The 23,902-nt window shown below is 73.8% G+C and carries 23 protein-coding genes and 1 pseudogene; 10 read left to right on the top strand and 14 right to left on the bottom strand.

Annotated elements, in window-relative coordinates; translation table 11 throughout:
• Window positions 1-19: 19 nt before the first annotated feature.
• The 4 genes from AB0A97_RS09080 to AB0A97_RS09095 form a co-directional block, all read right to left on the bottom strand.
• Complete coding sequence (locus AB0A97_RS09080) at window positions 20-3,328, bottom strand: SAV_2336 N-terminal domain-related protein (protein WP_361146633.1); 3,309 nt, start codon at window positions 3,326-3,328, stop codon at window positions 20-22.
• Between the two features lie 6 nt (window positions 3,329-3,334).
• Window positions 3,335-4,393, bottom strand: coding sequence for a MoxR family ATPase (locus AB0A97_RS09085; RefSeq protein WP_361146636.1), 1,059 nt, complete (start codon window positions 4,391-4,393; stop codon window positions 3,335-3,337).
• A 188-nt stretch (window positions 4,394-4,581) separates the two neighbouring features.
• Window positions 4,582-6,855: a trypsin-like peptidase domain-containing protein gene (locus AB0A97_RS09090; protein WP_361146639.1), complete on the bottom strand. Its 2,274-nt coding sequence runs from the start codon at window positions 6,853-6,855 to the stop codon at window positions 4,582-4,584.
• Complete coding sequence (locus AB0A97_RS09095; RefSeq protein ID WP_361146642.1) at window positions 6,855-7,259, bottom strand: CU044_2847 family protein; 405 nt, start codon at window positions 7,257-7,259, stop codon at window positions 6,855-6,857. Before AB0A97_RS09095 ends, AB0A97_RS09090 begins: the two co-directional genes overlap by 1 nt.
• Before the next feature lie 151 nt (window positions 7,260-7,410).
• Here AB0A97_RS09095 and AB0A97_RS09100 point away from each other — a divergent pair, with 151 nt between their 5' ends.
• From AB0A97_RS09100 to AB0A97_RS09115, 4 genes are all read left to right on the top strand, one after another.
• Window positions 7,411-7,590: a DUF6104 family protein gene (locus tag AB0A97_RS09100; protein ID WP_030017204.1), complete on the top strand. Its 180-nt coding sequence runs from the start codon at window positions 7,411-7,413 to the stop codon at window positions 7,588-7,590.
• A gap of 198 nt (window positions 7,591-7,788) precedes the next feature.
• Entirely contained in the window at window positions 7,789-8,667 is an 879-nt protein-coding gene (locus tag AB0A97_RS09105; RefSeq protein ID WP_361146645.1) for a DUF4097 family beta strand repeat-containing protein, read from the top strand.
• 5 nt (window positions 8,668-8,672) lie between these two features.
• Window positions 8,673-9,830, top strand: coding sequence for a helix-turn-helix transcriptional regulator (locus AB0A97_RS09110; RefSeq protein WP_361146648.1), 1,158 nt, complete (start codon window positions 8,673-8,675; stop codon window positions 9,828-9,830).
• Window positions 9,831-10,034: 204 nt separating this feature from the next.
• A complete protein-coding gene (locus AB0A97_RS09115) occupies window positions 10,035-10,919 on the top strand; it encodes a hypothetical protein (RefSeq protein ID WP_361146651.1) in 885 nt (294 codons plus the stop codon).
• A 75-nt stretch (window positions 10,920-10,994) separates the two neighbouring features.
• Here AB0A97_RS09115 and AB0A97_RS09120 read toward each other — a convergent pair whose 3' ends face one another.
• From AB0A97_RS09120 to AB0A97_RS09130, 3 genes are all read right to left on the bottom strand, one after another.
• The gene (locus AB0A97_RS09120; RefSeq protein ID WP_361146654.1) at window positions 10,995-11,558 is read right to left on the bottom strand and encodes a Clp protease N-terminal domain-containing protein; all 564 of its coding nucleotides are present in this window, start codon (window positions 11,556-11,558) and stop codon (window positions 10,995-10,997) included.
• Window positions 11,558-11,767: a helix-turn-helix domain-containing protein gene (locus tag AB0A97_RS09125; RefSeq protein WP_031001233.1), complete on the bottom strand. Its 210-nt coding sequence runs from the start codon at window positions 11,765-11,767 to the stop codon at window positions 11,558-11,560. The genes AB0A97_RS09120 and AB0A97_RS09125 overlap by 1 nt, the downstream gene beginning before the upstream one ends.
• 234 nt (window positions 11,768-12,001) lie before the next feature.
• Window positions 12,002-12,781 carry a TetR/AcrR family transcriptional regulator gene (locus tag AB0A97_RS09130; RefSeq protein WP_361146657.1) on the bottom strand — a complete coding sequence of 260 codons (780 nt, stop codon included), beginning with the start codon at window positions 12,779-12,781 and terminating at the stop codon, window positions 12,002-12,004.
• A gap of 135 nt (window positions 12,782-12,916) precedes the next feature.
• Between AB0A97_RS09130 and AB0A97_RS09135 the strand changes: the two genes are divergently transcribed.
• Window positions 12,917-13,198, top strand: coding sequence for a hypothetical protein (locus AB0A97_RS09135; protein ID WP_361146660.1), 282 nt, complete (start codon window positions 12,917-12,919; stop codon window positions 13,196-13,198).
• Window positions 13,199-13,236: 38 nt separating this feature from the next.
• Here the strand turns inward: AB0A97_RS09135 and AB0A97_RS09140 are convergent, their stop codons facing one another.
• The gene (locus AB0A97_RS09140; protein WP_361146663.1) at window positions 13,237-13,836 is read right to left on the bottom strand and encodes a short chain dehydrogenase; all 600 of its coding nucleotides are present in this window, start codon (window positions 13,834-13,836) and stop codon (window positions 13,237-13,239) included.
• 129 nt (window positions 13,837-13,965) lie between these two features.
• Here AB0A97_RS09140 and AB0A97_RS09145 point away from each other — a divergent pair, with 129 nt between their 5' ends.
• Window positions 13,966-14,937 carry a LysR family transcriptional regulator gene (locus tag AB0A97_RS09145; RefSeq protein WP_361146666.1) on the top strand — a complete coding sequence of 324 codons (972 nt, stop codon included), beginning with the start codon at window positions 13,966-13,968 and terminating at the stop codon, window positions 14,935-14,937.
• Window positions 14,938-14,993: 56 nt separating this feature from the next.
• Here AB0A97_RS09145 and AB0A97_RS09150 read toward each other — a convergent pair whose 3' ends face one another.
• The 4 genes and pseudogenes from AB0A97_RS09150 to AB0A97_RS09165 form a co-directional block, all read right to left on the bottom strand.
• Window positions 14,994-15,617: a HutD family protein gene (locus AB0A97_RS09150; RefSeq protein ID WP_361146669.1), complete on the bottom strand. Its 624-nt coding sequence runs from the start codon at window positions 15,615-15,617 to the stop codon at window positions 14,994-14,996.
• 55 nt (window positions 15,618-15,672) lie between these two features.
• Window positions 15,673-16,635 carry a zinc-binding dehydrogenase gene (locus AB0A97_RS09155; RefSeq protein ID WP_361146672.1) on the bottom strand — a complete coding sequence of 321 codons (963 nt, stop codon included), beginning with the start codon at window positions 16,633-16,635 and terminating at the stop codon, window positions 15,673-15,675.
• A 113-nt stretch (window positions 16,636-16,748) separates the two neighbouring features.
• On the bottom strand, window positions 16,749-17,012 hold the full coding sequence (locus tag AB0A97_RS09160; protein WP_361146675.1) for a hypothetical protein: 264 nt from the start codon (window positions 17,010-17,012) through the stop codon (window positions 16,749-16,751).
• 278 nt (window positions 17,013-17,290) lie between these two features.
• A pseudogene (locus AB0A97_RS09165) lies at window positions 17,291-18,439 on the bottom strand (NADP-dependent malic enzyme); the annotation flags it as partial.
• A 649-nt stretch (window positions 18,440-19,088) separates the two neighbouring features.
• Here AB0A97_RS09165 and AB0A97_RS09170 point away from each other — a divergent pair.
• The 3 genes from AB0A97_RS09170 (at window position 19,089) to AB0A97_RS09180 (ending at window position 21,866) form a co-directional block, all read left to right on the top strand.
• Window positions 19,089-20,063: an ABC transporter substrate-binding protein gene (locus AB0A97_RS09170; protein WP_361146678.1), complete on the top strand. Its 975-nt coding sequence runs from the start codon at window positions 19,089-19,091 to the stop codon at window positions 20,061-20,063.
• A gap of 85 nt (window positions 20,064-20,148) precedes the next feature.
• Complete coding sequence (locus AB0A97_RS09175; RefSeq protein WP_361146680.1) at window positions 20,149-21,096, top strand: amino acid ABC transporter permease; 948 nt, start codon at window positions 20,149-20,151, stop codon at window positions 21,094-21,096.
• Window positions 21,093-21,866 carry an amino acid ABC transporter ATP-binding protein gene (locus AB0A97_RS09180; RefSeq protein ID WP_361146683.1) on the top strand — a complete coding sequence of 258 codons (774 nt, stop codon included), beginning with the start codon at window positions 21,093-21,095 and terminating at the stop codon, window positions 21,864-21,866. Before AB0A97_RS09175 ends, AB0A97_RS09180 begins: the two co-directional genes overlap by 4 nt.
• A gap of 99 nt (window positions 21,867-21,965) precedes the next feature.
• On the opposite strand, the gene AB0A97_RS09185 is transcribed toward AB0A97_RS09180, so the two are convergent.
• A complete protein-coding gene (locus AB0A97_RS09185; protein ID WP_361146686.1) occupies window positions 21,966-22,727 on the bottom strand; it encodes a class I SAM-dependent methyltransferase in 762 nt (253 codons plus the stop codon).
• Window positions 22,728-22,806: 79 nt separating this feature from the next.
• Between AB0A97_RS09185 and AB0A97_RS09190 the strand changes: the two genes are divergently transcribed.
• Window positions 22,807-23,436: a CGNR zinc finger domain-containing protein gene (locus AB0A97_RS09190; RefSeq protein ID WP_361146689.1), complete on the top strand. Its 630-nt coding sequence runs from the start codon at window positions 22,807-22,809 to the stop codon at window positions 23,434-23,436.
• Here the strand turns inward: AB0A97_RS09190 and sodX are convergent.
• Window positions 23,340-23,804 carry a nickel-type superoxide dismutase maturation protease gene (gene sodX / locus AB0A97_RS09195; protein ID WP_032926229.1) on the bottom strand — a complete coding sequence of 155 codons (465 nt, stop codon included), beginning with the start codon at window positions 23,802-23,804 and terminating at the stop codon, window positions 23,340-23,342. The genes AB0A97_RS09190 and sodX overlap by 97 nt on opposite strands.
• Window positions 23,805-23,902: the final 98 nt, after the last annotated feature.

Raw genomic sequence — 23,902 nt, forward strand, 5'->3', positions numbered from 1 at the left:
GACCGGCCGGGTCAGCCGGTCATTCGGACGGGACCAGGGCGTGCATCCGCTCCCTCGTGCGCCGGGCCTCGGGGCCGTTCTCCTCGGACGCGTGCTGCCACTGTTCCCAGCTCTCCCGGTACGCCACCAGGGCTGCCTGCGGTCCGGCCGTGTCCTCCAGCACCCCGGCCCGCCGGTGGTGGGCGCGCGCCGCCAGCAGGGGGCTGCCCGCGCGGTCGGCGTCGGCCGCGGCCCGGCGGTAGCAGGCGGCGGCGCGGTCGTGCCGCTCCCGGGAGCCGAAGCGCCGGTCGAGCGCGAGCTGGACGTCACCGACCTCCAGCCAGGCCTCGGCGGCGACGGCCGGGTCGGGCGAGCTGCGCGCGGCCAGCTCCAGGACCCAGTCGGCCTCGTGCAGGTCGGCCAGCGAGGGCTGCCGGTCGTGGCGCAGCCGCAGGGCACGGCCGAACAGCAGCCGGTGGGAGCCCAGTTCGGGGTCGTTCGGGGCGACCCGGCCGAGCGCTTCGCGCAGGACGTGCACCGCCTCGTTCGCCAGCCGTTTGCCCTGTTCGCCGGAGGACTCCAGCCGGGCGCGCAGCAGCAGGGCCGCGCCGCGCTCGGCCAGCAGGGAGCTGTGTTCGGGCGAGTCGGGGGTGGTCAGGCGCAGTGCGGCGGCCAGCGCCTCGATCGCCTTGTCCAGGGCGCCGGCGTCGCCGGTGCGGGTGTGCACGGCGCGGTGCGCGGCGGCCGTACGGCTCAGGCTCTCCGCCTCCAGGGCCGGGTCGCGCAGTTCGCGGGCGAGGGCGCGGGCCCGTGCGAGGACGGGCAGGACGGCGTCCGGCCCGGTGCCGGCGCCGAGCAGCGAGCGGGCCTGGGCCAGCTCCAGCAGCGTCTCGCAGACCTTGCGGTCGGCGGTGCCGCCCTTGCGCCGCAGCAGGACCGTGGCGGTGTCCAGGTCGGCGGTGGCGCGCAGGGCGAGCGCACCGGTGTACGCCTCGGTGCCGGTGTCCGTGCCGGCGGCGCGGCGCGCCTGGTCCAGCAGGACACCGCCGCGGGCGGCGTAGATCTCGCCGGGCACCTGTTCGCCGCTGGGCCACTGTTCGAGGAGGGTGGTCAGGGCGTGCTCGGCCTCGTCGAGCGGGTCGCCGGGGCGCCCGGCGGCTCCGGTGGCCGGGGGCAGCGCGGCCAGCCGCCGCAGCACTTCGGTACGCAGCACCATGCTCTCCAATACGCGGGGGTCCAGCAGGCCCATCAGCCCGCAGGCGGCGTCCAGGTGGCGCGCGGCGTCCTCCAGCGCGCTCCGTTCACCGTCCGGGTACCCCGCGGCGCCGCGTTCCTGCGCGCCGGCGTAGCGCACCCGGGCGAGCACGATCAGGGCTCTGACGCGTGCGTCGCCGTCCCCGTCCGGCGTCCGTGCCGGGTCGTCGCCGCCGACGGCTTCCGCCGCCGCCCGGACCGACCGTTCCGCCTCTTCCAGGGCGTCCGGCTGCCGCCACTCCGCCCAGCCGTGCAGCAGCGCGCGGGCGAGGTCGGTGCCCGCGGCGGGCAGTTGCCGGGTCGCGGCGCGCAGCAGGCGCACCGCTTCGATCAAGTCGCGTACCGTGCCGCCCTGTTCGTAGCGGTCCAGCAGCGCGGCGCCCTCGGCGGCGGGCCCGTCGGGCGCGTACGGCGGCGGGACGGGCGTCCTGAGGGCCGGTTCGAACCGGCGCAGGACCCGTTCGGAGATCCGCGCGAACGGCTCGGGCACGGCACGCTGCCCGGTGGCCGGCTCCCGGCCGCTGCCGGAGAGCATGGCGACCGCCACGGCCGGGAAGTTCCGGGCACTGCGGCCGAACGTGCGCTCGATGTACAGGGAGCAGTGCTTGAGGACGAGGGCCGCCTCACCGGCGCTCAGGCGGCTCAGCAGCTCGTCCCGTACGCCGGGTGCGAACTCGTACCAGGGGCCGCCGGCCGCGCCGTCACGGGCGGACCCGCCCGGCGGGTCGGGCAGCTGCTCGACCAGGCCGCTGAGCAGCACCTCCGCCAGTTCGGCGGGGCCGGTCTGGGGCAGCATGGCGCGCTGGACGAGCTGGATGACGGGCAGGGCGAGCGGTACGGCCGACAGGTGCACGGCCAGGTGCCGGGCGTCCGGGGAGGCGATCTGCTCGAAGTCGCTCACCAGGCGGCCGGGTTCGGGTCGTTCGGCGCGGTGGGCGAGGTCCGTACCGAGGCCGTGGTCGCAGCGGACGACGGCGGCGGCGCCGCGCAGCGAGAGGCCCGACTCTGCCGCGGCCAGCCGGGCCCAGGAGCCGAGGGCGGCGGGCGCGGCCGACAGGACCGGCACGGCGCGCTCGCGTACGTCGCCCTGCGGGTGCCCGCTCGGGGACGGGGCGCGGCGGCGGCGCCGGGCGGGCCGGAAGCCGAGGGCGCTGTACGGGCCCTGGCGCCGCACGAGGGTGCCCGCGACGGCCGGGAGCAGGGTGCGGGCCCACATCCGCTGCGGCAGCGGCTGCACCACGGCGAGCGGCGCGTCGGCCGCCCAGCGGTACAGCAGCCGCTGGATGCGTCCGTCGCGCCACAGCGGGCCCGCGCAGTCGCTGACGACGAGGGTGAGGTGGTGGCCCGTGGGGTCGTGCAGTTGGTCGGCGGGGCGCAGCGGGGCGTCCCGGCCGGGGCCGGCGGCGACGCCGACCTCGTCGCCGTGCGGGTGGAGGTAGTGCACCGTGACGTCGCGGAAGGCGCCGACCCGTTCGCAGACCTGCCGCAGGTCGTGCAGCATCTGCTCCCACACGGCCATGGAGGAGGAGCCGTCCATCAGCAGCCGCAGGCTCGCCGCGCGGCGGCGGACGCCGCGCAGCACCGGGATGATCAGTTCGGCGTGTGCGGAGAGGTCGGCGGTGGCGTCCTCGTCCAGCTCCTGGCGGGCCGGGGCGACCGGTGGGTGGTAGCGCTGGACCGGCCGCAGGGCGCGCTGCAGCGGCAGCAGTCCGGGGAAGGCGGAGGCGACGGGAATGCCGACCTCGCCCAGCCGCCCCTGGCCGGGGCCGAGGGCACGGTCGTCCTGCGCGGGCAGCAGGTCCACCTCCGGGCGGCGGGGGCGGTCACGCGCGGCGGGCTCCGTACGGGTCGGCGTGTCGCGGGCCGGCTCGCGGCTGCGGGGGTCCACGGAGAATGTGGCTGGTTTTGGCCTCTGCGTGGCGGCCGGAACGGTCCCGTCGGCGGGTTCCTCGTCGCCCCCGGAGGGCGCGGGGGTGATCCACCGGGCCAGCCAGAGCGCGTCCGCCATGGAGCGGGCGTCGGCGGGCAGCCCGGCCGCGCGCAGCCGCGCGACGATCTCACCGAGAGGGCCGAAGCCCGGTCCGCCGGCCGGCACCGCGGGTCACCTGGTCCGATCCAGGGGCCGCAGCAGTTCGGCCGTCAGGCGCCGCCGCGTCTCCTCCTCGTCCTCGTCCGCCCAGCCGGCCTTCTGCGTCAGGTGGATGGCGTTGAGCAGCTGGTCGACGGCGCGCACGTCGCCGGGCTCGCGGTCCAGGAAGCGGTCGATCAGCGACGCGTAGTCGGCGGCCGCGCTCTCACCGAAGTGCGCCCGGACCATGTCGGCGAGCCGTTCCCGGTCCGGCGTGGGGATGTTCAGATGGATGCAGCGGCGCAGCAGGGGGGCCGGGAAGTCCCGTTCCCCGTTGCTGGTCAGGACGATGAACGGGAAGGCGCGACAGCGCACCCGGCCGTCGCGGACGGTGACCTGGCCGCCGTCGTCGCTGAGCACCGGCACCTCGGGGGCGGATCCGGCCAGCCGTTCCAGCTCCGGAATCCTGAACTCCCCTTCCTCCAGGACGTTGAGCAGGTCGTTCGGCAGGTCGATGTCGCTCTTGTCCAGCTCGTCGACGAGCAGGACGCGGGGCTTCTCGGCGGGCAGCAGGGCCGTGCCGAGCGGGCCGAGGCGGATGTAGCGGCCGATGCCGCCGCCCGGCTCGTCCGGTGTGCGCGGGCGTCCCTCGGCCGGGCCGGGGCCGGGCTGCGGCTGGGCGGCGCGGGCGATCTGGAGGTCCTGGAGGCGGCCGATGGCGTCGTACTCGTACAGCCCGTCGCGCAGCGAACTGCGGCTGACGATGGACCAGTTCAGCACCCGGCCCAGGCCCAGCTCGTAGGCGACCGAATGCGCGAGGGTGGACTTGCCGCTGCCCGGGGCGCCGGTGACCAGCAGCGGACGGCGCAGGTAGAGCGCGGCGTTGACCAGCTCGCGCTCGGTCTCGCCCGGCCGGTGGTAGCTGGCCTCGCGGCGCTGCACGCCGAGCCTGCGCTCGGAGGCGTGGTCGAGGGCGGCGGGCGGCGCCACCGGCGGGCCGCCGTCGAAATCCCGCCAGGGAGGGGGCGGTGGTAACTGCTCGATGCCGTCGTGCGGAGCCCCCGCGCCACGGTAGATGAGCCAGTCGCTCACGTCGGAACTCCTCGTCGCCGGCCGGCCATCGGGCAGGGGCGAAGGGGCCGCGGAAGAGCATTCCCGGCAAGCGTCGGCATCCGCTTCCCACCCTCCCCCGGACCCGTCCCCCTAGCAATCTCTCACGACGCTAGGACAGTAGCCAGCCGGACGGAAGGATGCGGGGCGTTTTCCGGTCTCGGGGGACGTCATGGGGGCGACAATTGCGTGGTGCTGGAGAAGAGTTGGGGTATCGGGTTGTCCGGGTCGTCGTAGAGGAGCACGAGGTCACGGGCCCAGGAGACGCCGCCCTCGGCAGCCTTGGCCCGCAGCTCCCGCACCAGTTCGGGGATCTCGGCGACCGACTTCGGCGCGCCGAGCAGTTGGGACACCTCACGGTGGAACTCGTCGCACACCCGGTCGCAGTCCCGCTCGCCGTGGCCCTCCGCGAGCCACAGCGCGACCGGGTGGCCGGTGTCCAGGGTCCAGCCGACGGCCTCCAGCCCCGTACCGTCCGCCACCGACCGGCACAGCGCCGGTACCGCGCCCTCGTCCGCCTCCTCCAGCAGCCGTGACAGCCCCGACACCGAGGCGCGGGGACCGGCCGGCACCCGCAGCGCGGTCAGCCGCCCGGCCGCGGCCAGGCCCTGCCAGCGCCGCAGCCAGGCCGGGTCCACCTCCTGGCGGCGCCCCTGGTCGCGCAGCACCACCGCGCGTGCCGGGCCCAGCGGGCGCAGGCGCGCGGCCCGGCGCGTCGAGGCCGGTACGCGCCAGCGGTCCGCCGGCGTGTGCCAGCGCTCCTCCGGCACCGCGACCTCCAGACGCACCCGTGCGCCGCCCGCCGCGTCGTCGGCGCGCAGCAGCCGGGGGCCGAGTCGTTGCAGTACCTGGTCACATGCCTGCTCGAAGGGCACACCGTCCCGCGACTCCTGGATCTCGACGCGCTGCCACCGGCCCTGCCCGTATCCCTCGCTGACCGACCAGTTGAAGAGCTGCCGGCCGCCCGCGTCGTCGTAGAACAGCGGCTCGAACTCCACCAGCAGCGCGTCGGGGCGGCGCCGTACCGGTCCGATGCGCTCCCGGTCCCTGGGCAGCAGGACGACCGCCTTGGCCGTCACGAACAGTTCCAGCCGCTCGGCCGCCGTGCGGAGCGCGACGCCCTCGTCACCGGGGACCTCCCGCGCCTCGTCGGCCGTGCGCTGCGCGACGATGCGCAGATAGTGCACGAAGGCGCACAGCTCCGTGTACGGGTCGCTGCCCTGGTAGAGCGCCCCGTGCCCGTCCCGCCAGGTGCGCAGCGTCCACGGCCCGGCCCGGCCGGTACGGCCCCGGGGGTCCGCGCGGCCCAGCGCCTCGGCGACCGCGGCGGCCACCACCAGCGGGTCCCGGGGCGCGGGCAGCGACGCCAGCAGGTCGAGCGCCTGCAAGCGCTCCTGCACGCCCCACAGCCGGCCGCGCCCCGACATGATCGCGTGCTGGGCGTCGAACCAGGTGGGCTCGCCCGGCCCGCCGAGGTCCTGCCCGGCCCAGTGCCAGCGGTCGTGCAGGCCCGTCAGCGCGTGGTACGGGTCGTCGCCGAGCCCGGTGGCGCCCGGCACGAGGTGGTGCGGCGCCAGCCCGCGCAGCTCGGTGACCGGCACCGCGAGGCCGAGCCGGTCCTCGCGGTGGCTGCCCTTGACGATGCCGACGACCTCGCCGCGGTCGCAGTCCAGCAGCGGTCCGCCGGACGCGCCCGGCGTCACGCGGACGTCGGTGCCGAACTGGAGGCCGCGGGCGTCGCGGGCGCCGAAGCGGACGGCGATGAAAGGGTGGACCGGGGTGGCGCCCGGGTCGGGCGTGGCGCCCGGGACGTGGGCGGCGCCCGGGACGGGGCCGGAACCGGGGCCGCGACCGGCGTCGTACGGGGCCCCCGCCGCGCCGGGCGGGTACTGGTCGTGGCCGCGGAAGATGAACGCGTCCTCCAGGAGCGCGGCCGGCTGATCGCTGAGCCAGGCGCACGGGTGCGGGACCTCCGGGTCGAGGAGCCGCAGGAGGGCCAGGTCCACGCGGGGGCCCGGAGCGGGCGGCGGGCCGCTCCCGGCGGCCGCCTCCCGGCCGGCGCCCAAGGCTTCCGGGGTTCCCGGGGCTTCGCGGGTTCCCGGGGCTCCCGGTCTCTCCTCCCCGGCTGCCCGTACGGGCGCCGGCCGGCTCAGGTCGTACTCCAGGCGCGCGGCGACCACCCGGCCGTCGAACGCCACGCCGATCTCCCCGTCCGGACCGGTGGCGCGGCGCCGCCCGTCGCCGCTGGTGAGCACGTGGGCGCAGGTCAGCACCCAGCCGGGGGCGACGAAGACCCCGCTGCCCCACAACGGCGCCGGGGTCACACCGGGCGCCGGACGGATGGCGACGGTCGCCCGGCCGGCGTGCCCGAGGAGGCGCGCGTACTTCTCGCGGTCCGCGCGGTCCCCCCGTCCGGGCCCGTGGCCGCCTTCCGGGGCCGCCATCACTCACCCGGGTCGTGCGGCCCTCGGCCGTCGGCGCGGCCGTCCTCCCCCGGGACGGGGCCGGCCTCGGGCGTCTCCCGCTTCCGCCACGTGAGCGTCACCGACAGGTTCGCCTTGGCCTCGCCGTCCGCGAGCAGCGCCACCGCCCGGCCGGGCTTGGCCGCCACCTCGACGCCGAAGGTCACACTGGTCTCGTCCGGCGCCACCCGTTCGGTCGCCTCGCGCAGGCTCGCCGCGACCCCGCCGACCAGGTCCCGCAGCCCCTCGACGCGCGCGCCGAGCGCGTCCCACGCCCCCACGTCGTCGTATTCCTCGTCCGCTCCCCCGGCGACGTCCAGCCGGGAGACCCGGGCCCAGACCGCCGTACCGTCGGGCAGCTCGATGAGATGTGCGCGATCGCGCATCACGGCCTCCTGCTCCCCCTGAGCGGCAGAGTCCCACTGCCCCAGGGCCGTTGACAGGTGATCAGGTTATCCCCAGGGTGCGAGTGACGCGAGGGGTCGCGACGCCTGCCTATCCTGGCCGGGAACGTCCCGAAAACCTGGTGGAGAGCACGTGTATTTCACGGATCGCGGTATCGAGGAGCTGGAGAGCCGGCGCGGCGAGGAGGAGGTCACCCTCGGCTGGGTCGCCGAACAGCTCCGTACTTTCGTCGACCTCAACCCCGACTTCGAGGTTCCCGTCGAGCGGCTGGCCACCTGGCTGGCGCGGCTGGACGACGAGGACGACGACTGACCCCGCACCCTACGGGCTGCGAACTGCCCGCTGCCCGCCCGTGCCCGGCCGTCCGGCGATCTGCCCGCCGTACCGGCCGGGCACTTCTACGTGGCCCGGCGCCCGGAGCCCTGCCCTTGGACACACCCCCGAGCGCGATATATCGTGTCGGAAGACACGCGATATGTTGCGTCGCCGTCATGCCAGGGAGGCCAGGACATGTCAGATCGGGCCGAGTGGTCGGTCGCCGAGCCGCGCACGCTGGAGATCGAGGGCGCCGTCACCGCACTGGAGGTGCGGGTGGTCGGCGGGACCGTCAATGTCGTCGGCACCACGGACGGCGGCGCGGCGCGGGTGGAGATCAGCGAGGTCTCCGGGCCGCCGCTGACCGTCCGGCGGGAGGCGGGGACGCTCACCGTCACGTACGAGGACCTGCCCTGGAAGGGCCTGCTGAAGATGATCGGCCGCGGGACCTGGCAGCGCACCGCGGTCGTCTCGGTCACCGTGCCCGCCGCGACCCGCGTCGAGGTCGGCACGGTGGGCGCGAGCGCGGTGGTCTCGGGGATCTCCGGGCGTACCGAGCTGCGCGGGGTCACCGGCGACAGCACCCTGGTCGGCCTGACCGGGCCCGTGCGGGCCGAGACCGTGTCGGGCGGGGTCGAGGGGCAGGCCGTCACGGGGGACCTCAGCTTCAACTCCGTCTCCGGCGACCTGACGCTCCTGGAAGGGTCCGGCGGCTCCGTACGGGCCGAGTCGGTCAGCGGTGACATGGCCCTGGACCTCGATCCGTCGGCCGAGGGCGCGGACGTGCGGCTGACCACGGTCTCCGGTGAGGTCGCCATCCGGCTGCCCGCGCCGGGCGACATCCGGGTCGACGCGAACACCACCAGCGGCACGGTCGCCAACGCCTTCGAGGACCTGCGGGTCAGCGGCCGGTGGGGAGCCAAGCGGATCACCGGCCGGCTCGGCTCGGGCAACGGCACGCTGAAGGTCACCACGGTCTCCGGGGGCCTGGCCCTGCTGCGCCGCCCGCCGACCGGGACCCCTGACGACTCCCCCGGCGACAGCGCCGGTCAGGCCGACAAGAAGGTGCTCTGAAAGCCATGCCCCCCGTCTTCGCCCACGGCCGCCTCCGCCTCTACCTCCTCAAGCTGCTGGACGAGGCCCCGCGGCACGGTTACGAGATCATCCGGCTCCTGGAGGAGCGCTTCCAGGGGCTCTACGCGCCGTCCGCCGGGACGGTCTACCCGCGGCTGGCCAAGCTGGCGGCCGAGGGTCTGGTCACCCACACCACCGAGGGCGGCCGCAAGGTCTACGCGATCACCGCGGCGGGCCGCGCCGAACTGGCGGACCGGGGCGGCGAACTGGCCGACCTGGAGCTGGAGATCCGCGAGTCGGTCGCGGCGCTGGCCTCCGACATCCGGGAGGACGTGAGCGGCTCGGCGCGGAACCTGCGCCGCGAGATGCGCGAGGCGGCGCAGCAGGCCCGCGAGGGCCGGCGGGGCGCCGCCGAGGGCGACGGTGCCGAGCACGGTTTCCCCGACGCCGCCGAGTACTTCGAGGGCCGCTTCGGCGACAAGGAGGGCTGGCGGCAGGCGAAGGAGGAGTTCCGGCGCGCCAAGGAGGAGTGGAAGGAACAGGCGCGGCGGGCCAAGGAGGAGAGCCGGCGCGCGAAACAGGACGCGCAGCGGGCCCGCAAACAGGCCAGGGACGCGCAGTCGTTCGTGCGGGACGAGGTGCAGCAGGCCATCAGGCGCGTACAGGAACAGGCCCAGGAGCACGTACGTACCGGGGACTGGGCGGGGGCGCTGCGCGAGGCGCTGTCGGAAGTCTCGCGCGAGATGGGCCGCTTCGGCGCCGGACCGGAGCCGGCCGGGGACGGCCCGGCGGACGCGGACCGCCCCGGCGGCGCGGGCGGGCGGGGCCCGTCGGACGCGCCGGGTGCCCGCCTCACCAAGGAAGACGCCGCGGCGGGAGCCGGTGGGACGGACGGCTCGCGGGCGGCGCGCACGGAGAGCGGCGGCCGGGCGCCCGCCGAGCCCGCGTGGGCGTCCGAGACCGGAACCGGCGACCCGGCCCGGGACTTCGACCGGCTGCTGGACCGCTTCCGGGACGACCTGCGGGACGCGGCGCGCGACCACGGCGTCAGCGCCGAGCAGCTCACGGACGTACGCCGCCGTCTGGCGTCGACTGCTGCGCACGTCGGAGCACTGCTGCGTGACCCGGAGGCATATGCGGCCGGGCAGGAACCACCGCACTGACCGCTCCGGCAGATCGCCCGTCCGTCACGCACAGTTGTCTGCGAGGGTCTGGATTCACCGCGCGTAATCGGGGAACTCAGACCCTCGCACGGCTTTTTGCCCGACGACGGGTTCTGCCGGAGGAAATCGCAGACCTGTGGCCGTGTCCGCCCTTACATTCAACTCTCCTTGTCTGAACGGATCTTGAAGGCCAAGAGGTAAGCGATGTCGGAATACCCTGCCGTGGCCCGCCGGATGTGGCGCCAACTGGAGCCCGTCCACGCCATTCTCTACTTCGCGCCCGAGGCGTTCGAGGAGGCGGCGGCACTCGGTTACGACACCGATTCCCGCTGGCCCAGCTACTTCGCCTGGCGCACGGCGCCGCTCGGCGCGGCGGGTCCCGAGCTGGTGGCCGCGACGTTCTACAGCTTCAGTCCGCGGATGATCGCCCGGTACGTGCCGGCGATCTGGTCGACGGCGGCGCCCGGCAAGGTCCTGGACGCCCGGCTACAGGCGGTGGACCGCATAATGACCGGCCTGACGAGAGCCGCCCGGATGTCCGCCGCGCAGCTCGCCGAGGCGGCCCGGCTGGCCCGGCAGGCCGCCGAGAACGCCTCGACGGCCGCCCGCCCGCTGGCCGCCGCCAACCGCGACCTGCCCTGGCCGGACGCCCCGCACCTGGCGCTCTGGCACGCCGTCACGGTGCTGCGCGAGCACCGCGGCGACGGGCATCTGGCGGCCCTGCTGACCTACGACCTCGAACCGTGCGAGGCGCTGGTGTCGTTCGCCGCGATCGGTGCCGTGCCGAAGGCCAACTTCAAGGGACGCGGCTGGACGTCGCAGGAGTGGAGCGCCGCGCACGACCGGCTCGCCGCGCGCGGCTGGATCGACCCGGCCGGGCGGCCGACGGACCGGGCGCGTGAGGGGCGGGACGACGTCGAGCGCATGACGGACCGGCTGGCCGCCGCGCCCTGGCGGGCGCTGGGCCGGTCCCGCGCGGAACGGCTCGCCCAGCTTCTCAACCCGCTGCTGGGCGCGGTCTCCGAGGCCGGGCTGCTGCCGCGGCACGGCACGTCGGGGATCGGTGCGGTGAAGGTCGCGTACCCGTAGCGGGCGGCGGCCTTTCCACGCCCGCCCCCCACGCCCGCCCCACACCCGCCCGTCACACCACCGCGGCGGGCCCGCTCACCCCGCCGCGGCCCGCTCCCCCAGCGCCCGTACGACATCGGCGTGCTCGACGCCGTGTTCGGCCAGTACGGACGCGGCGAGGCCCGGGCCGGACACCATGGCGAGCAGCAGGTGCTCGTCGCCGATGTGCTTGTCGCCGCGGCCGAGCGCGACGCGCAGCGACCGTTCCAGTACGGCCTTGGCCTCCGGGCGGAACGGCCCGCGCAACGAGCGTCCGCGGCGCTCCCTCGGCGCGGAGGCGGAGTCCAGCGCGCCGACGCCGTGCGCCCGTTCCACCCGGGTGACGATCTCCGTCACGTCGATGCCGAGCCCGGCCAGTGCCTCCGCGTCGGCGGCCGTCAGGCCGCCCCGCCGTCGGGCCTCGTCCAGCGAGCGTTCCACGGATGCCCGGCGCTCGCGCACCCCCAGGGCGGCGAGCGCCTCGGCGCCGGGGGAGCCCCGGCCGTCCAGCAGGGCGAGCAGCAGTTCGCCCTCGCCGACCGTGCCTGGGCCCGGCCGGACCGCGTGGGCGGGCGCGCCGCGCACCACGTCGCGGGCGCTCGCCGTGAACCGTTCGAACATCAACGCCTCCCGTACTTCTTGTGGACCGCCTGCCTGCTGACCCCCAGCTCGGCGGCGATGTCCTGCCACGACCAGCCCTTCACCCGGGCACTGCGCACCTGTACGGCTTCCAACTGCTCCAACAGCCGGCGGAGCGCGGCCACCGCACGCAGGCCGATCCGGGGGTCCTGGTCGCCCGCCCGCTCGGCGAGCTTCGTTGCTTCGCTCATGCCGTCAATGTAGGTTGACACACACCGCGTGTCAACGGTGGTTGACGATCGACCGCGGTCCGCCACCGTGGACGGACGACGACACGCGCCGGGAACGCACCCGCCATCGACACCCCACCGCCGTCATCCATGGCGATGAGTCGATTCCCGATATCTGCCGGCCCGAGACGACCCGATACGGGCACCACCGCGGCTACGCCACCCGGCGGACCCCCGGGTGACACCCCGGCCGACTCAGGCGAAGATCCGGTCGAGGTGATAGTCGATGGTGCGCTGGACCTCGGCCATCGTGCGGCGTCCGTGCAGTACGTCGAGGCCCAGCCCGGAGACGCCCGACACCAGCAGGTCGGCCTCGCGCGCGGGATCGACGCCGGGCCGCACGCCGCCGGCCTCCCGGATCAGGGTGGCGACCAGGGACTCCACCACCTGCTCGCCGTGCAGGAAGACCTCGGCCATCGCCGGGTCGGTCAGGCTGCGGACGAAGTAGGCGGTGAACACGCGGAGCGCCAGCGCGCGTTGCGCGTCCAGCGGCAGGAACTCGACCAGAACGGCGCGCAGTACGGCCCGCAGGTCACCGGCGTCGTACAGGTCCGCCATGCGCGCGCGGGCGCGGCGGTCGTTCTCTTCGTGCAGCAGGCGCAGCGACTCGACCAGCAACCGGTGCTTACTGCCGAAGTAGTACTGCACCACCCGCAGCGAGACCCCGGCCTCCGCCGCGACCTCGCGCATACTTGCCGACTCCAGGCCGCGCGCCGCCGCGATCCGCCAGACGGCTTCAGCGACCTCGCGCCGCCGCCGCTCCCGCGCGCCGCCGACGGGCGACCGAGGCGCCTCTACGGGAGAGGACACGGAGGGCTCGGAGGGCTCCTCCACGGCCGTACGGGCCGCCTTCTTGCGCCGCCGGTACGCCTTCGCCTGGCAGCTCCGCGAACAGTACGCGGGCGGGCGGCCGCGGACCGCCTCGGGCAGCCCGGCACCGCAGATCCGGCACTCGGCCATCTTTTCGTCACGCACAGGAAGAGCGTACCGCGCCACGGAAAGCGTGACGAATATCAGGTCCGACAAGGATAGTCAAGGCGCCCGGGGCGAAACTTTGATACGGTCGTATCCACGAACGGAGAAATACCGGCACGGAACGGGGAGACGACCATGAATGAAGCCTGGTACCGACTGCTGTCCATCCTGGTGTTCACCGCGGGCTTCTGGGAGGGCCCGGCGGCCATCCTCTACCGGATCGTCGGCGACGACCACGGCCACCCCATGCGGCCCGTCAACTACCTTGACGCACCCTGGAACTTCGTGGCCTCGGGCGCGGCGATCGTCATCACCGTCGCCCTGCTCGCCGTACTGGACAAGGGGCGCGAGAAGGCGCTCGCCCGCGAGCGCGACGCCGGGGCCACCCGCGCCCACGCGGGCACGCACACGGGCTGAGCACCCCCGCCCGCGCCCGCGGGTCCGCCGCCCGGCCGTCACACCGGCTCGTAGACCTGCCCGGTCTGCCCGCCCTCGACCGACCGCACGTATGCCGCGGCCACCTGCGCCAGGCCGACCGGCTGGACGCCGGGGAAGAAGTCCCCGTACTCCGCGAGGGATTCGGTGACCACGGTCGGGCTCACGGCGTTCACCCGCTGCGGGGCGATGTCGAGCGCGGCGGCCCGCACGAACGCCTCCACCGCGCCGTTGGCCATCGCCGCCGCACTGCCGGTGGGGACGGGGTCGCGGGAGAGCACCCCGGCGATCAGGGTGAAGGAGCCCCGTCGGGCGATACGGGCGGTGCCCTGGCGCACCAGCTCGATCTGGCTGAGCACCTTGCCGCGGAAGCCCGCCACGTAGTCCTCCGTGGCCATCCCGGCGACGGGCTCGAACGGGGTGTCGCCGGCCGCGCTCACCACCGCGTCCAGGGTGCCGGCCCGGTCGTACGCCTCGGTGACCTGCGCCGGGTCGGAGATGTCCAGCCGCAGGTCGCCGCCGCTGCGGCCGACCGTGATGATCTCGTGGCCGCGTCCGGCCAGCGTCTCGTGTACGGCGGCGCCCAGTCGTCCGGTCGCGCCGATCAGCAGAATCCTCATGCCGCCGACGCTAGGCCGGGCCGTCCGGCGGAGGGAAATACCTTCTGTACGGGATTTATGCTCGGGGGTCATGAATGGTGAACGGGGCGCGGGCGGGCAGCCCGGCCGGGGTGCGGACGGAGACGTGCGGTGAACGTGGAGTTGCGGCATCTGCGGGCGCTGGCCGCCATCGGGGACGAGGGCACGATCACCGGCGCGGCGGCGGTGCTGCGCGTCAGCCAGCCCGCCCTCTCGCGCACCCTGGAGCAGTTGGAGAGCCGCCTGGGCACCTCACTGGTCGAGCGGACCACCCGCCGGCTGCGGCTCACCCCGGCGGGACGGCGGCTGCACGAGCACGCCCACCGCATCCTCGCCCAGCTCGACGACGCGCTCGCCGAGGCGGTCGCCGGGCCGCGCCCGCTGCGGGTCGGCTTCGCCTGGGCCGCGCTCGGCCGGCACACCGTGCCGCTGCTGCGCGAGTGGCGGCACGAACACCCCGGCGAGCCCGTAGAGGTGCACCGGCTCGACGACGCGGAGGCGGCGCTGCGCCGTGGCACCGTCGATCTCGCCTTCCTGCGGACGGTCCCGGCGGACGACGGGATGCTGGACACCGTGGCGCTGTACCGCGAGCGCCGGATCGCCGCGCTGTGCGAGAGCGACCCGCTGGCCGGGCGGACGGCGGTCTCGCTGGCCGACCTGACGCACCACGCCATCGCCCTGTGCGCCACCGCGTGCACCACCAGCGCCGCGCTGTGGCCCGCCGGACAGCGGCCGAGCAGCACCTTCGAGGTCGCCAACGTCGACGAGTGGCTGACCATGATCGCGACCGGGGCGGCGGCCGGGGTGACGGCCGAGGCCACCGTGCACAGCCATCCGCACCCGGGTGTCCGTTACGTACCGATCACCGACGCCGGCCCGGTCACGGTCCTGCTGGCCCGCCCCCGGGCGGCCACCCACCCCGCCACCGACGCCTTCACCACCCACGCGCGGCACACCCTGCGCCGCACCGGCGCGACCGGCATCCCGGTCACGGACGCCGCGCGGACTCCCCCGGCCGCCGGGCGCCGCGACGCATCCGGCCAGGACGGTTCCGCCGCCGGTCCGGTGAGTCGGACCGCGTAGCGGCGGCCGCGCGGACCGGGCCGGCGGTGGGGACCAACCGGTGGCCGGCGGCCTGTTCAGACCGTGCGGGCACCGGGCGCCGCCGTCCGTACGGTGAGGGTGACGACGGCCGTGACACCGTCGGCGTGCAGCGATACGCCCGCGTCCGCGGGCATGAGGGCGGCGTCGTGCCGCTCCAGCGTGAGGGTGCGGCCGAGATCGGGGCCGGACAGCCGCGTACGGCCGGACAGCGCGACCACCAGCCGCGTCCGCCGCTCCCCGGGCGCGTCCCCGGCGTCCCGCGGCCGCGGCTCGGCGACGTGGTTCCCGCGGGCCATCTCCACGGTCGCCGCCGAACGCCCGCGCCGCAGCATGACGTTGAAGTTGACGACCGGTCCGTCCAGGAGGCGGCAGCCGGTCGGGGCGTCACCGGGGAAGGCGAACGGGCGGTACGGGCCGGGCAGTACGTGGCGGGTGCCGTCGACGGTCAGTTCCAGTCCGGCGCCGTCGGCCACCGTCAGGACGCGGTCCACGCCGGGCAGCGCGGAGTACGGGCCGTCACGGCCCACTTCGGCCAGGCTCACCCGCCAGTCGAAGGTGTCCCAGCCCGCGCCCGGCGGCGCGGCGGCGATCTCCCGCGTCACCCCGCCGCCGTTGCTCCAGGCCGTCGCCGTACGCCCGGCCGCGCGCAGCACCCGCAACCTCTCCGCCTCTCCCGGTGTCTCCCGTGCTCCCGCGCCCCGGACCGTCGGGGTCTCAGACCGTCAGGACGACCTTGCCGAACATCTCGCCCTCGGCCAGCTTCGCGAAGCCCTCGCGCGCCCGGTCCAGCGGCAGGGTGGTGTCGATGACGGGCCGGACGTCCTTGGCCGCGCAGAAGTTCAGCAGCGAGGCCAGTTCGTCCTTGCTGCCCATGGTCGAGCCGACGACCTTCAGCTCCAGGAAGAAGATGCGGTTGAGCTCCGTGCGCTCGGGGTGGAAGCCGCTGGTGGCGCCCGAGATGACGAGCGTGCCGCCGGGCTTGAGCGACTTCACCGAGTGCGACCAGGTGGCGGCGCCGACCGTCTCGATCACCGCGTCCACCCGCTCGGGCAGCCGCTCACCGCTGGGCAGCGCGGCCTCGGCGCCCAGTTCCACGGCGCGCTTGCGCTTGTCCTCGCTGCGGCTGGTGGCGAAGACCCGCAGCCCGGCCGCCGCGCCCAGCACGATCGCCGCGGTGGCCACACCGCCGCCCGCGCCCTGGACGAGCACGCTGTCGCCGGGCCGTACCCCGGCGTTGGTGAACAGCATCCGGTACGCGGTCAGCCAGGCGGTCGGCAGGCACGCGGCCTCGGCGAAGGACAGCTCCTTCGGCTTGGGCAGCACGTTCCAGGCGGGGACGGTGACCTGTTCGGCGAAGGTGCCCTGGTAGCGCTCGGTGAGGATGGAGCGCGGCTCGTCCGGGCCGACGCCGTGGCCGCTCTGGCCGATCACCGAGTGCAGCACGACCTCGTTGCCGTCCTCGTCGGTGCCGGCCGCGTCACAGCCGAGAATCATGGGCAGCGCCTCCTCACCCAGGCCCACGCCGCGCAGCGACCACAGGTCGTGGTGGTTGAGGGAGGCGGCCTTGACGTTGACGGTCGTCCAGCCGGGGCGTGCGCCGGGGGCCGGGCGCTCCCCCAGTTCGAGGCCGTTCAGCGGCTGGTCGCGGTCGATGCGGGCGGCGTAGGCAGCAAACATGATCCCAACGTAGGGCGCACGGGGGCCGGGCGGTACCGGACCGCGGTGTGACACGCGCCGCGCCGCCGACCGCCGTCGGGTCCCCTGGCCGCCGTCAGGCCCGCTCGCCGACGTCAGGCCCCTTGCGCGGACTCCCGCCACCGCGCCGCCCGGTCCCGGCGGCGGCCGCGCACCGCGGCGGCCGGCGCGCAGCAGGTCAGTACGGCGGTGAGCGCGACGCAGGACCGGAACAGCGGGTTGACGTAGCCCGGCACCAGGTCGTACGCGGCGTCGCACTTGTTGCTGAACAGCGGGAGGACGTGCTTCTGCTGGAGGGCGGCATCGGAACGGACGTCAGGGTCGTACGGATGCCCGAGCAGTTCGCAGGTCTCCCTCATGTCCCAGGCGGACGCCTCCCGCAGCCCCCAGGCGAAGGCCAGTACCGTGAACTCCCCGCGAAGGCCGCTGCCTCGGCCCAGGGCCGCGTCGCGCGGCGGAAGGTGCCCGCGCAGAAGAGGTGGATGTACAGCGCGGTCACCGCCACCGGGGCGATGACCGTGAGGAGCGCGAAGGCCCACGTGAACAGGCACGTCATGGCTACCGGAGCCGCCTTCCCCAAGGTTCGGCGCAGCGAAAAGGCCCCACCCGGAGGCGGGGCCTTCCCACGGACGCGATGTCAGCGGCGCGCGACGCCCTCCGCGCGGGCGGCGGCCGCGACCGCCGAGGTGACCGCCGGGGCGACCCGCTCGTCGAACGGCGACGGGATGACGCACTCGGCGCTCAGGTCGTCGGCGACCACCGAGGCCAGCGCCTCGGCGGCGGCCAGCTTCATGCCCTCGGTGATCCGGCTGGCGCGCACCTGGAGGGCGCCGGCGAAGATGCCGGGGAAGGCCAGCACGTTGTTGATCTGGTTCGGGTAGTCGCTGCGGCCGGTGGCGACGACGGCCGCGTACTTGTGCGCGACGTCCGGGTGGATCTCCGGGTTCGGGTTGGCCATCGCGAAGATCAGCGCGTCCTTCGCCATCTTGGAGACCGCCTCCTCCGGCACCGTGCCGCCGGAGACGCCGATGAAGACGTCCGCACCGTCCAGGGCCGACTCCAGGGAGCCGGTCAGCCCGGCCTTGTTGGTGAAGGAGGCCAGCTCGCGCTTGACGTCGGTGAGGTGCTCGTCGCGGTCGGCGGTGACGACGCCCTTGCGGTCGCACACCGCGACGTCGCCGATACCGGCCTCCACGAGGATCTTGGCGATGGCGAACCCGGCCGCGCCGGCGCCGGAGATGACGGCGCGCAGTTGTCCGAGCGAACGGTTCGTCAGCTGGGCGGCGTTGCGCAGCGCGGCCAGCGTGACCACGGCGGTGCCGTGCTGGTCGTCGTGGAAGACCGGGATGTCCAGGCGTTCCTGGAGCTTGCGCTCGATCTCGAAGCAGCGCGGCGCGGAGATGTCCTCCAGGTTGACGCCGCCGAAGGACGGCGCCATCCGCACGACGGTGTCGACGATCTCGTCGGCGTCGGTCGTCGCCAGGGCGATCGGCACCGCGTCCACGCCGCCGAACTGCTTGAAGAGGATGGCCTTGCCCTCCATCACGGGCAGCGATGCCTCGGCCCCGATGTCACCGAGGCCCAGCACCGCGGTGCCGTCCGTGACGACGGCCACGACCTGGGACTTCCAGGTGTAGTCGTGCACCAGCTCGGGTTCTTCGGCGATGGCGCTGCACACCTTGGCGACGCCGGGTGTGTAGGCGAGGGAGAGGTCCTCGCTGTCGCGCACCGGAACAGTCGCCTGGATCGCCATCTTGCCGCCGCGGTGCAGGAGGAAGGCGGGGTCCTGGCACTGCTCCCCGCCGTCCGGTCCGGAGCCGGGCGTGCCCTGGGCGTCCGTGTCCGCGTGCTCGGGCGTCTTGCCGCCGTCGTGGGCCTGGGCGGTCTTGGCTGTCACTGGTTCAACCCCTTTGTTCGTCAATCAGTTGAGGGTGTCCACTCCCTGGTCAAGGGGTGGGCGGGCACCGCGTCCGTGCCCTGCGCGACGGATGGCCGTCCCGCGGGGGGAGGTACGGACGCCGGGCGCGCCGCACGCGCGCCCTGAGCCCCGGATGAGGGGTGTAACGAACCTTTCTACCGGACGGGCGTGCGCCCCGACGAGTCGGATTCGTTACCCATGAGTCACCTCTGGGGTCACAACCTCGGCATCAGGGGTGAACAGCGCGAACCGTCGGAAGTTCCCCGTGCGGTGTCCGTACTGCGAGACGCGGGCCCGTCCGGCCGGGCGCTCTGCCGGTCACTTGGCGCGTTCTCCCCAAGGGACACCTGGGATGTACGGCTTCGTCCCCGTCCGTTATCCGATTTTGACCTGGACGGCAGTCCGGATAGCGGTGTCCGGATGGCAGGATTCCGTCACCGAACGAGGTCGCGACGCCCGAAGGTGTGTGCCCGGCCCCTGCTCAGTCGGCTTCTCCCTCATCCGCAGGAGGATCAGCATGACCGCACGCCCCACCCGTCGCCCGGCCCCCGGCAGGTCTCGTTCAGCCGTGGCCGCCGCGACCGCGGTCGCGGCCTCGCTGCTGCTGCTCAGCGCCTGCGGTGACCAGACCGACGCGGCGATCGCCAAGCGCGAGGCTGCCAAGAACCGCAACCCGGACGCCCCGCTGTTCAAGCTCCTGCCCAAGGAGATCCAGGACAAGGCGATGATCCAGGTCGGTTCGGACATCACCTACAAGCCGGTGGAGTTCCGTACCGACGGCAAGGTCACCGGCATCGACCCGGACCTCGCCGAAGCGCTGGGCGAGGAGTTGGGCGTCAAGCTCAACTTCAACAACGCCACCTTCGACACCCTCATGGGCGGCATGAAGTCCAAGCGCTACGACATCGCCATGTCGGCGATGACCGACACCAAGGACCGCCAGCAGGGCGTGGACAGCACCACCGGCAAGAAGGTCAGCGACGGTGTCGACTTCATCGACTACCTCGACGTCGGCGTCTCGATCTACACGCAGAAGGGCAAGACCCAGGGGATCGACGGCTGGGAAGCGCTGTGCGGCAAGAAGATCGCGGTGCAGCGCGGCACCGTCTCGCACGACCTGGCCAAGGACCAGACGAAGAAGTGCGAGGAGTCCGGCACGGACGCGATCTCCATCGAGGCGTTCGACAACGACACCGAGGCACAGACGCGGCTGCGTACCGGCGGTGTGGACGCGGTCTCCAGCGACTACCCGGTCGCGGCGTACGCGGTCAAGACCTCCGGTGGCGGCAACGACTTCCAGTTGGTCGGCGGCGCGCCGGTCAAGGCCGCCCCGTACGGCATCGCGGTGCCCAAGGACAGCCCGAAGCTGCGCGACGCCCTCAAGGCGGCCATGGAGGCCATCGTCAAGAAGGGCAGCTACGCGCAGGTGCTCAAGAAGTGGAACGTCACGGACGCCGCGGTCAAGGAAGTGAAGCTCAACGGCGGCAGCTGAGCGCCTGCCCGAGCCCCGCCCGCCCGCGTGCCCGCCCGGCCGCGCACGGCCCGTCCCTCCCGCCGAACGCTGAAAGGCAACACCCGTGTCAGTTGACGTCGACAAGCCGGCCCAGCCGCCGGCGGACGCCCCGCCGCCCGCTCCCGAGCCGATCAAGGCCATTCCCGTCCGGCACTACGGGCGCTGGGTGGCGGCGCTGGTCGTTCTCGCGCTGCTCGTCCTGCTCGTGCGGGCCTTCGCCGCCGGCAAGGTCAACTGGGGCGCGATACCCGACTACATGTTCAACGCGGACATCCTGCGGGGTCTGCGCAACACCCTGCTGATCACGGTACTGTCGATGGTCATCGGCATCGTCCTCGGCGTCGTCCTGGCCGTGATGCGGCAGTCGAAGAACCCGGTGACCTCGACGGTCGCGTGGTTCTACGTCTGGTTCTTCCGCGGTACGCCGGTCTACGTCCAGTTGTTCCTCTGGTTCAACCTGGGCCTGGTCTTCCAGTACATCGACATCATGCCGATCTACAAGGACGAGTGGTCGGACTTCATGACCCCGTTCCTGTGCGCGCTGCTGGGCCTCGGTCTCAACGAGGCCGCGTACATGGCGGAGATCTGCCGCGGCGGCCTGCTCGCCGTCGACGAGGGCCAGACCGAGGCGGCGCACGCGCTGGGCATGAGCCACGGCAAGACGCTGCGCCGGATCGTCGTGCCGCAGGCGATGCGGGTGATCGTGCCGCCGACCGGCAACGAGGTCATCAACATGCTCAAGACCTCGTCGCTGGTCATCGCGGTGCAGTACTACGACCTGCTGCAATCGGCGCAGAACGTGGGCCGTGACGCCGGCCCCGTGGTGGAGATGCTCATCCTCGCCGCGGTCTGGTACCTGATCGCCACTTCGGTGCTCAGCGTCGGCCAGTACTACCTGGAGCGCTACTACGCCCGCGGCGCCAGCCGCCAACTGCCGCCCACGCCGGTCCAGCGGCTGCGGGCCCGGCTGTCCGGCGGCGCGAACCGTTCGTCGGCCGGAGGTGCCGCATGACCAGCAAGCCCACCCCCATGGTCAAGGCCGAGGGCGTCCACAAGTCCTTCGGCACGGCCCACATCCTCAAGGGCATCGACCTGGAGGTCGCGCCCCGTGAGGTGTTCTGCCTGATCGGCCCGTCCGGCTCCGGCAAGTCGACGTTCCTGCGCTGCATCAACCACCTGGAGAAGATCAACGCCGGCCGACTGTCGGTCGACGGCGAGCTGGTCGGCTACCGGGAGGCCAACGGCAAGCTGTACGAGCTGCGCGACCGCGAGGTGGCCGCGCGCCGCCGTGACATCGGCATGGTCTTCCAGCGCTTCAACCTCTTCCCGCACATGACGGCGCTGGAGAACATCATGGAGGCGCCGGTCCAGGTGAAGGGCGAGTCCAAGGCGACCGCCCGGGAGCGCGCGGGCAAGCTGCTGGACCGGGTCGGCCTGGCCGACAAGGCCGGCAACTACCCGTCGCAGCTCTCCGGCGGCCAGCAGCAGCGCGTCGCGATCGCCCGCGCGCTGGCCATGGAGCCGAAGCTGATGCTCTTCGACGAGCCGACCTCGGCGCTCGACCCGGAGCTGGTGGGCGATGTGCTGGACGTGATGAAGGACCTGGCGTCGGACGGCATGACGATGATCGTCGTCACGCACGAGATGGGCTTCGCGCGCGAGGTCGGCGACTCGCTGGTCTTCATGGACGACGGTGTGGTGGTCGAGTCCGGGCACCCGCGCGACGTGCTGGGCAAGCCGCAGCACGAGCGCACCAAGTCGTTCCTGTCGAAGGTGCTCTGACCCGGCGGGCACGGCCGTACGACACACGACGGACGGTACGTACGGGCGCGGCAGGCGCCCAGTACGTACCGCCCGGCCGTCGGACGAACCGTACGCGCGCTACTTCAGCCCGAGGACCAGCGCGTCCGAGGGCGAGCGCCACACCGCACGTGCCTCACCGAAACCGGACTCGCGCAGCACCTCGCAGTGCCACGTCACCGAAGGGGTGTCACCCTCGGCGTGCTCGCCGTAGATCGCGAAGTGCTCGGCGGTCGGCCCGGCGAGCACCGGGTCGGCGGCGGCCTTGTCCCACCAGCCACGCCAGTCCAGGGCGCCCGCCGCCTTGGCCTCGTCCTGGCGCGCGTGCCGGAAGGCGCGCTCGGCGGCGTCGATGCGCGGGGTGTCCCCTTCGGGCATGTGGTCGGCGTTCATGAAGACACCGCCCTCCCTGACGAGCCCGCCGAGCTGCCCGTACAGCCCGCGCAGCGGCCCGGTGTGCATCCAGTGCAGGGCGGTGGCGGTGAGCACGGCGTCGTACGAGTCGTGGGGCAGGGCGTCGGTCCACCGGGGGTCCTTGAGGTCCGCGCGGACGAACGTCACCCGGTCGTCGCCGGCGAAGTGTCCGCCGGCGATGGCCAGCAGGGCCGGGTCGAGGTCCACGCCCACGCTGACGGCCTTGGGGAAGCGCTTGAGCAGCCGGTCGGAGATACTGCCCGTGCCACAGGCCAGGTCCAGCACCCGGGGCTCGGTGCCCACCAGCGCCTCGACCATGTCGAGCATCACGCGGAACCGCTCCTCGCGGTCCGGCATGTACCACTCCTGCTGGCGGTCCCAACTGTCCTGCCAGCCCTGCCAGTCAGTACCGACGACAGTCTCGGTCATACCGTTACCTCCAGGCCGTAATACCCTCGTAGCAACAACACCTATTACGAACACTAGACCGCGCCCGTAAGGACTACAAGTGGAACTGGCCTATTACTCGGACTATGCCGTTCGCCTGGTCAACACCGAGCAGCCCGAGCGCGGCGGCGACACCCTGACCTCGGTGGAGGCCGTCCGCGAGCTGTTCGGGCCCGCCCAGCAGATGGCCCGCCGGGCCAACGAGAGCGACGTGACCCGCCTGCGCGGCGTACGGGCCCGGCTGCGCGCCGTCTTCGAGGCGGCGGACGAGGGCGACGAGGTCCGGGCGGTGGACCTGCTCAACGCGCTGATGATGGAGTTCCCGGTGAGCCCGCAGGTCTCCGGGCACGAGTTCCGCGACGAGGACGGGCGCCCCAAGTGGCACCTGCACATCGCCGACCACGCGGCCAACGCCACCGCCGGCTACACCGCCACCGCCTCCATGGGCCTGGCCTTCCAGCTCACCGAGCTGGGCGTCGACCGGCTCGGCATCTGCCAGGCACGCCCGTGCCGCAACGCCTACCTCGACACCTCGACCAACCGCTCCCGGCGCTACTGCTCGGACCGCTGCGCGACCCGCGCCAACGTCGCGGCCTACCGGGCCCGCAAGCGCCTGGACAGCGAGCGGTCGGCCCGTACCGGACGCACCGCGGAGACCGCCCAGGACAGCGCGCCCGACAGCGAGCGCTGAACACCGCGCGGCGGCCGCACCCGCACCCAGGCGCGCGCGATCACCAGCTCGTCGGGCACCACCCCGAACTCGCGGCTGTCGTTCTCCACGAACGGATTGTCCCCCTGGACCCACCAGCCGCCGTCGCGCCGCTCGACGGCCCGTTTGACGATCAGCAGGTCCTGCCGGAACGGGTGCCGCAGCACGACCACGTCACCCGCCCGCACCACCGCCCCGTACTGCACCACCAACTGGTCGCCGGGCCGCAGCGTCGGCACCATCGACGGGTTGTAGACCTCGGCGAGGCCGAAGGCCCGCAGCAGTCCGCCGCGCTCCCGCCCGTGCTCCTCACCCTGCTCCGGCCCGCGCTCTTCCACCCGCTCCGGCATCCCCGTCACACCTCCCGGTCCCAGCCCGGTGACCACCACGGCCCGGTCGTCCGTCACCGGTCCCATCCTCCATCAGACCCGGCCCGGAACCGGCCTTT

The organism is Streptomyces sp. NPDC045470, from assembly GCF_040646595.1.
GTDB lineage: Bacteria > Actinomycetota > Actinomycetes > Streptomycetales > Streptomycetaceae > Streptomyces.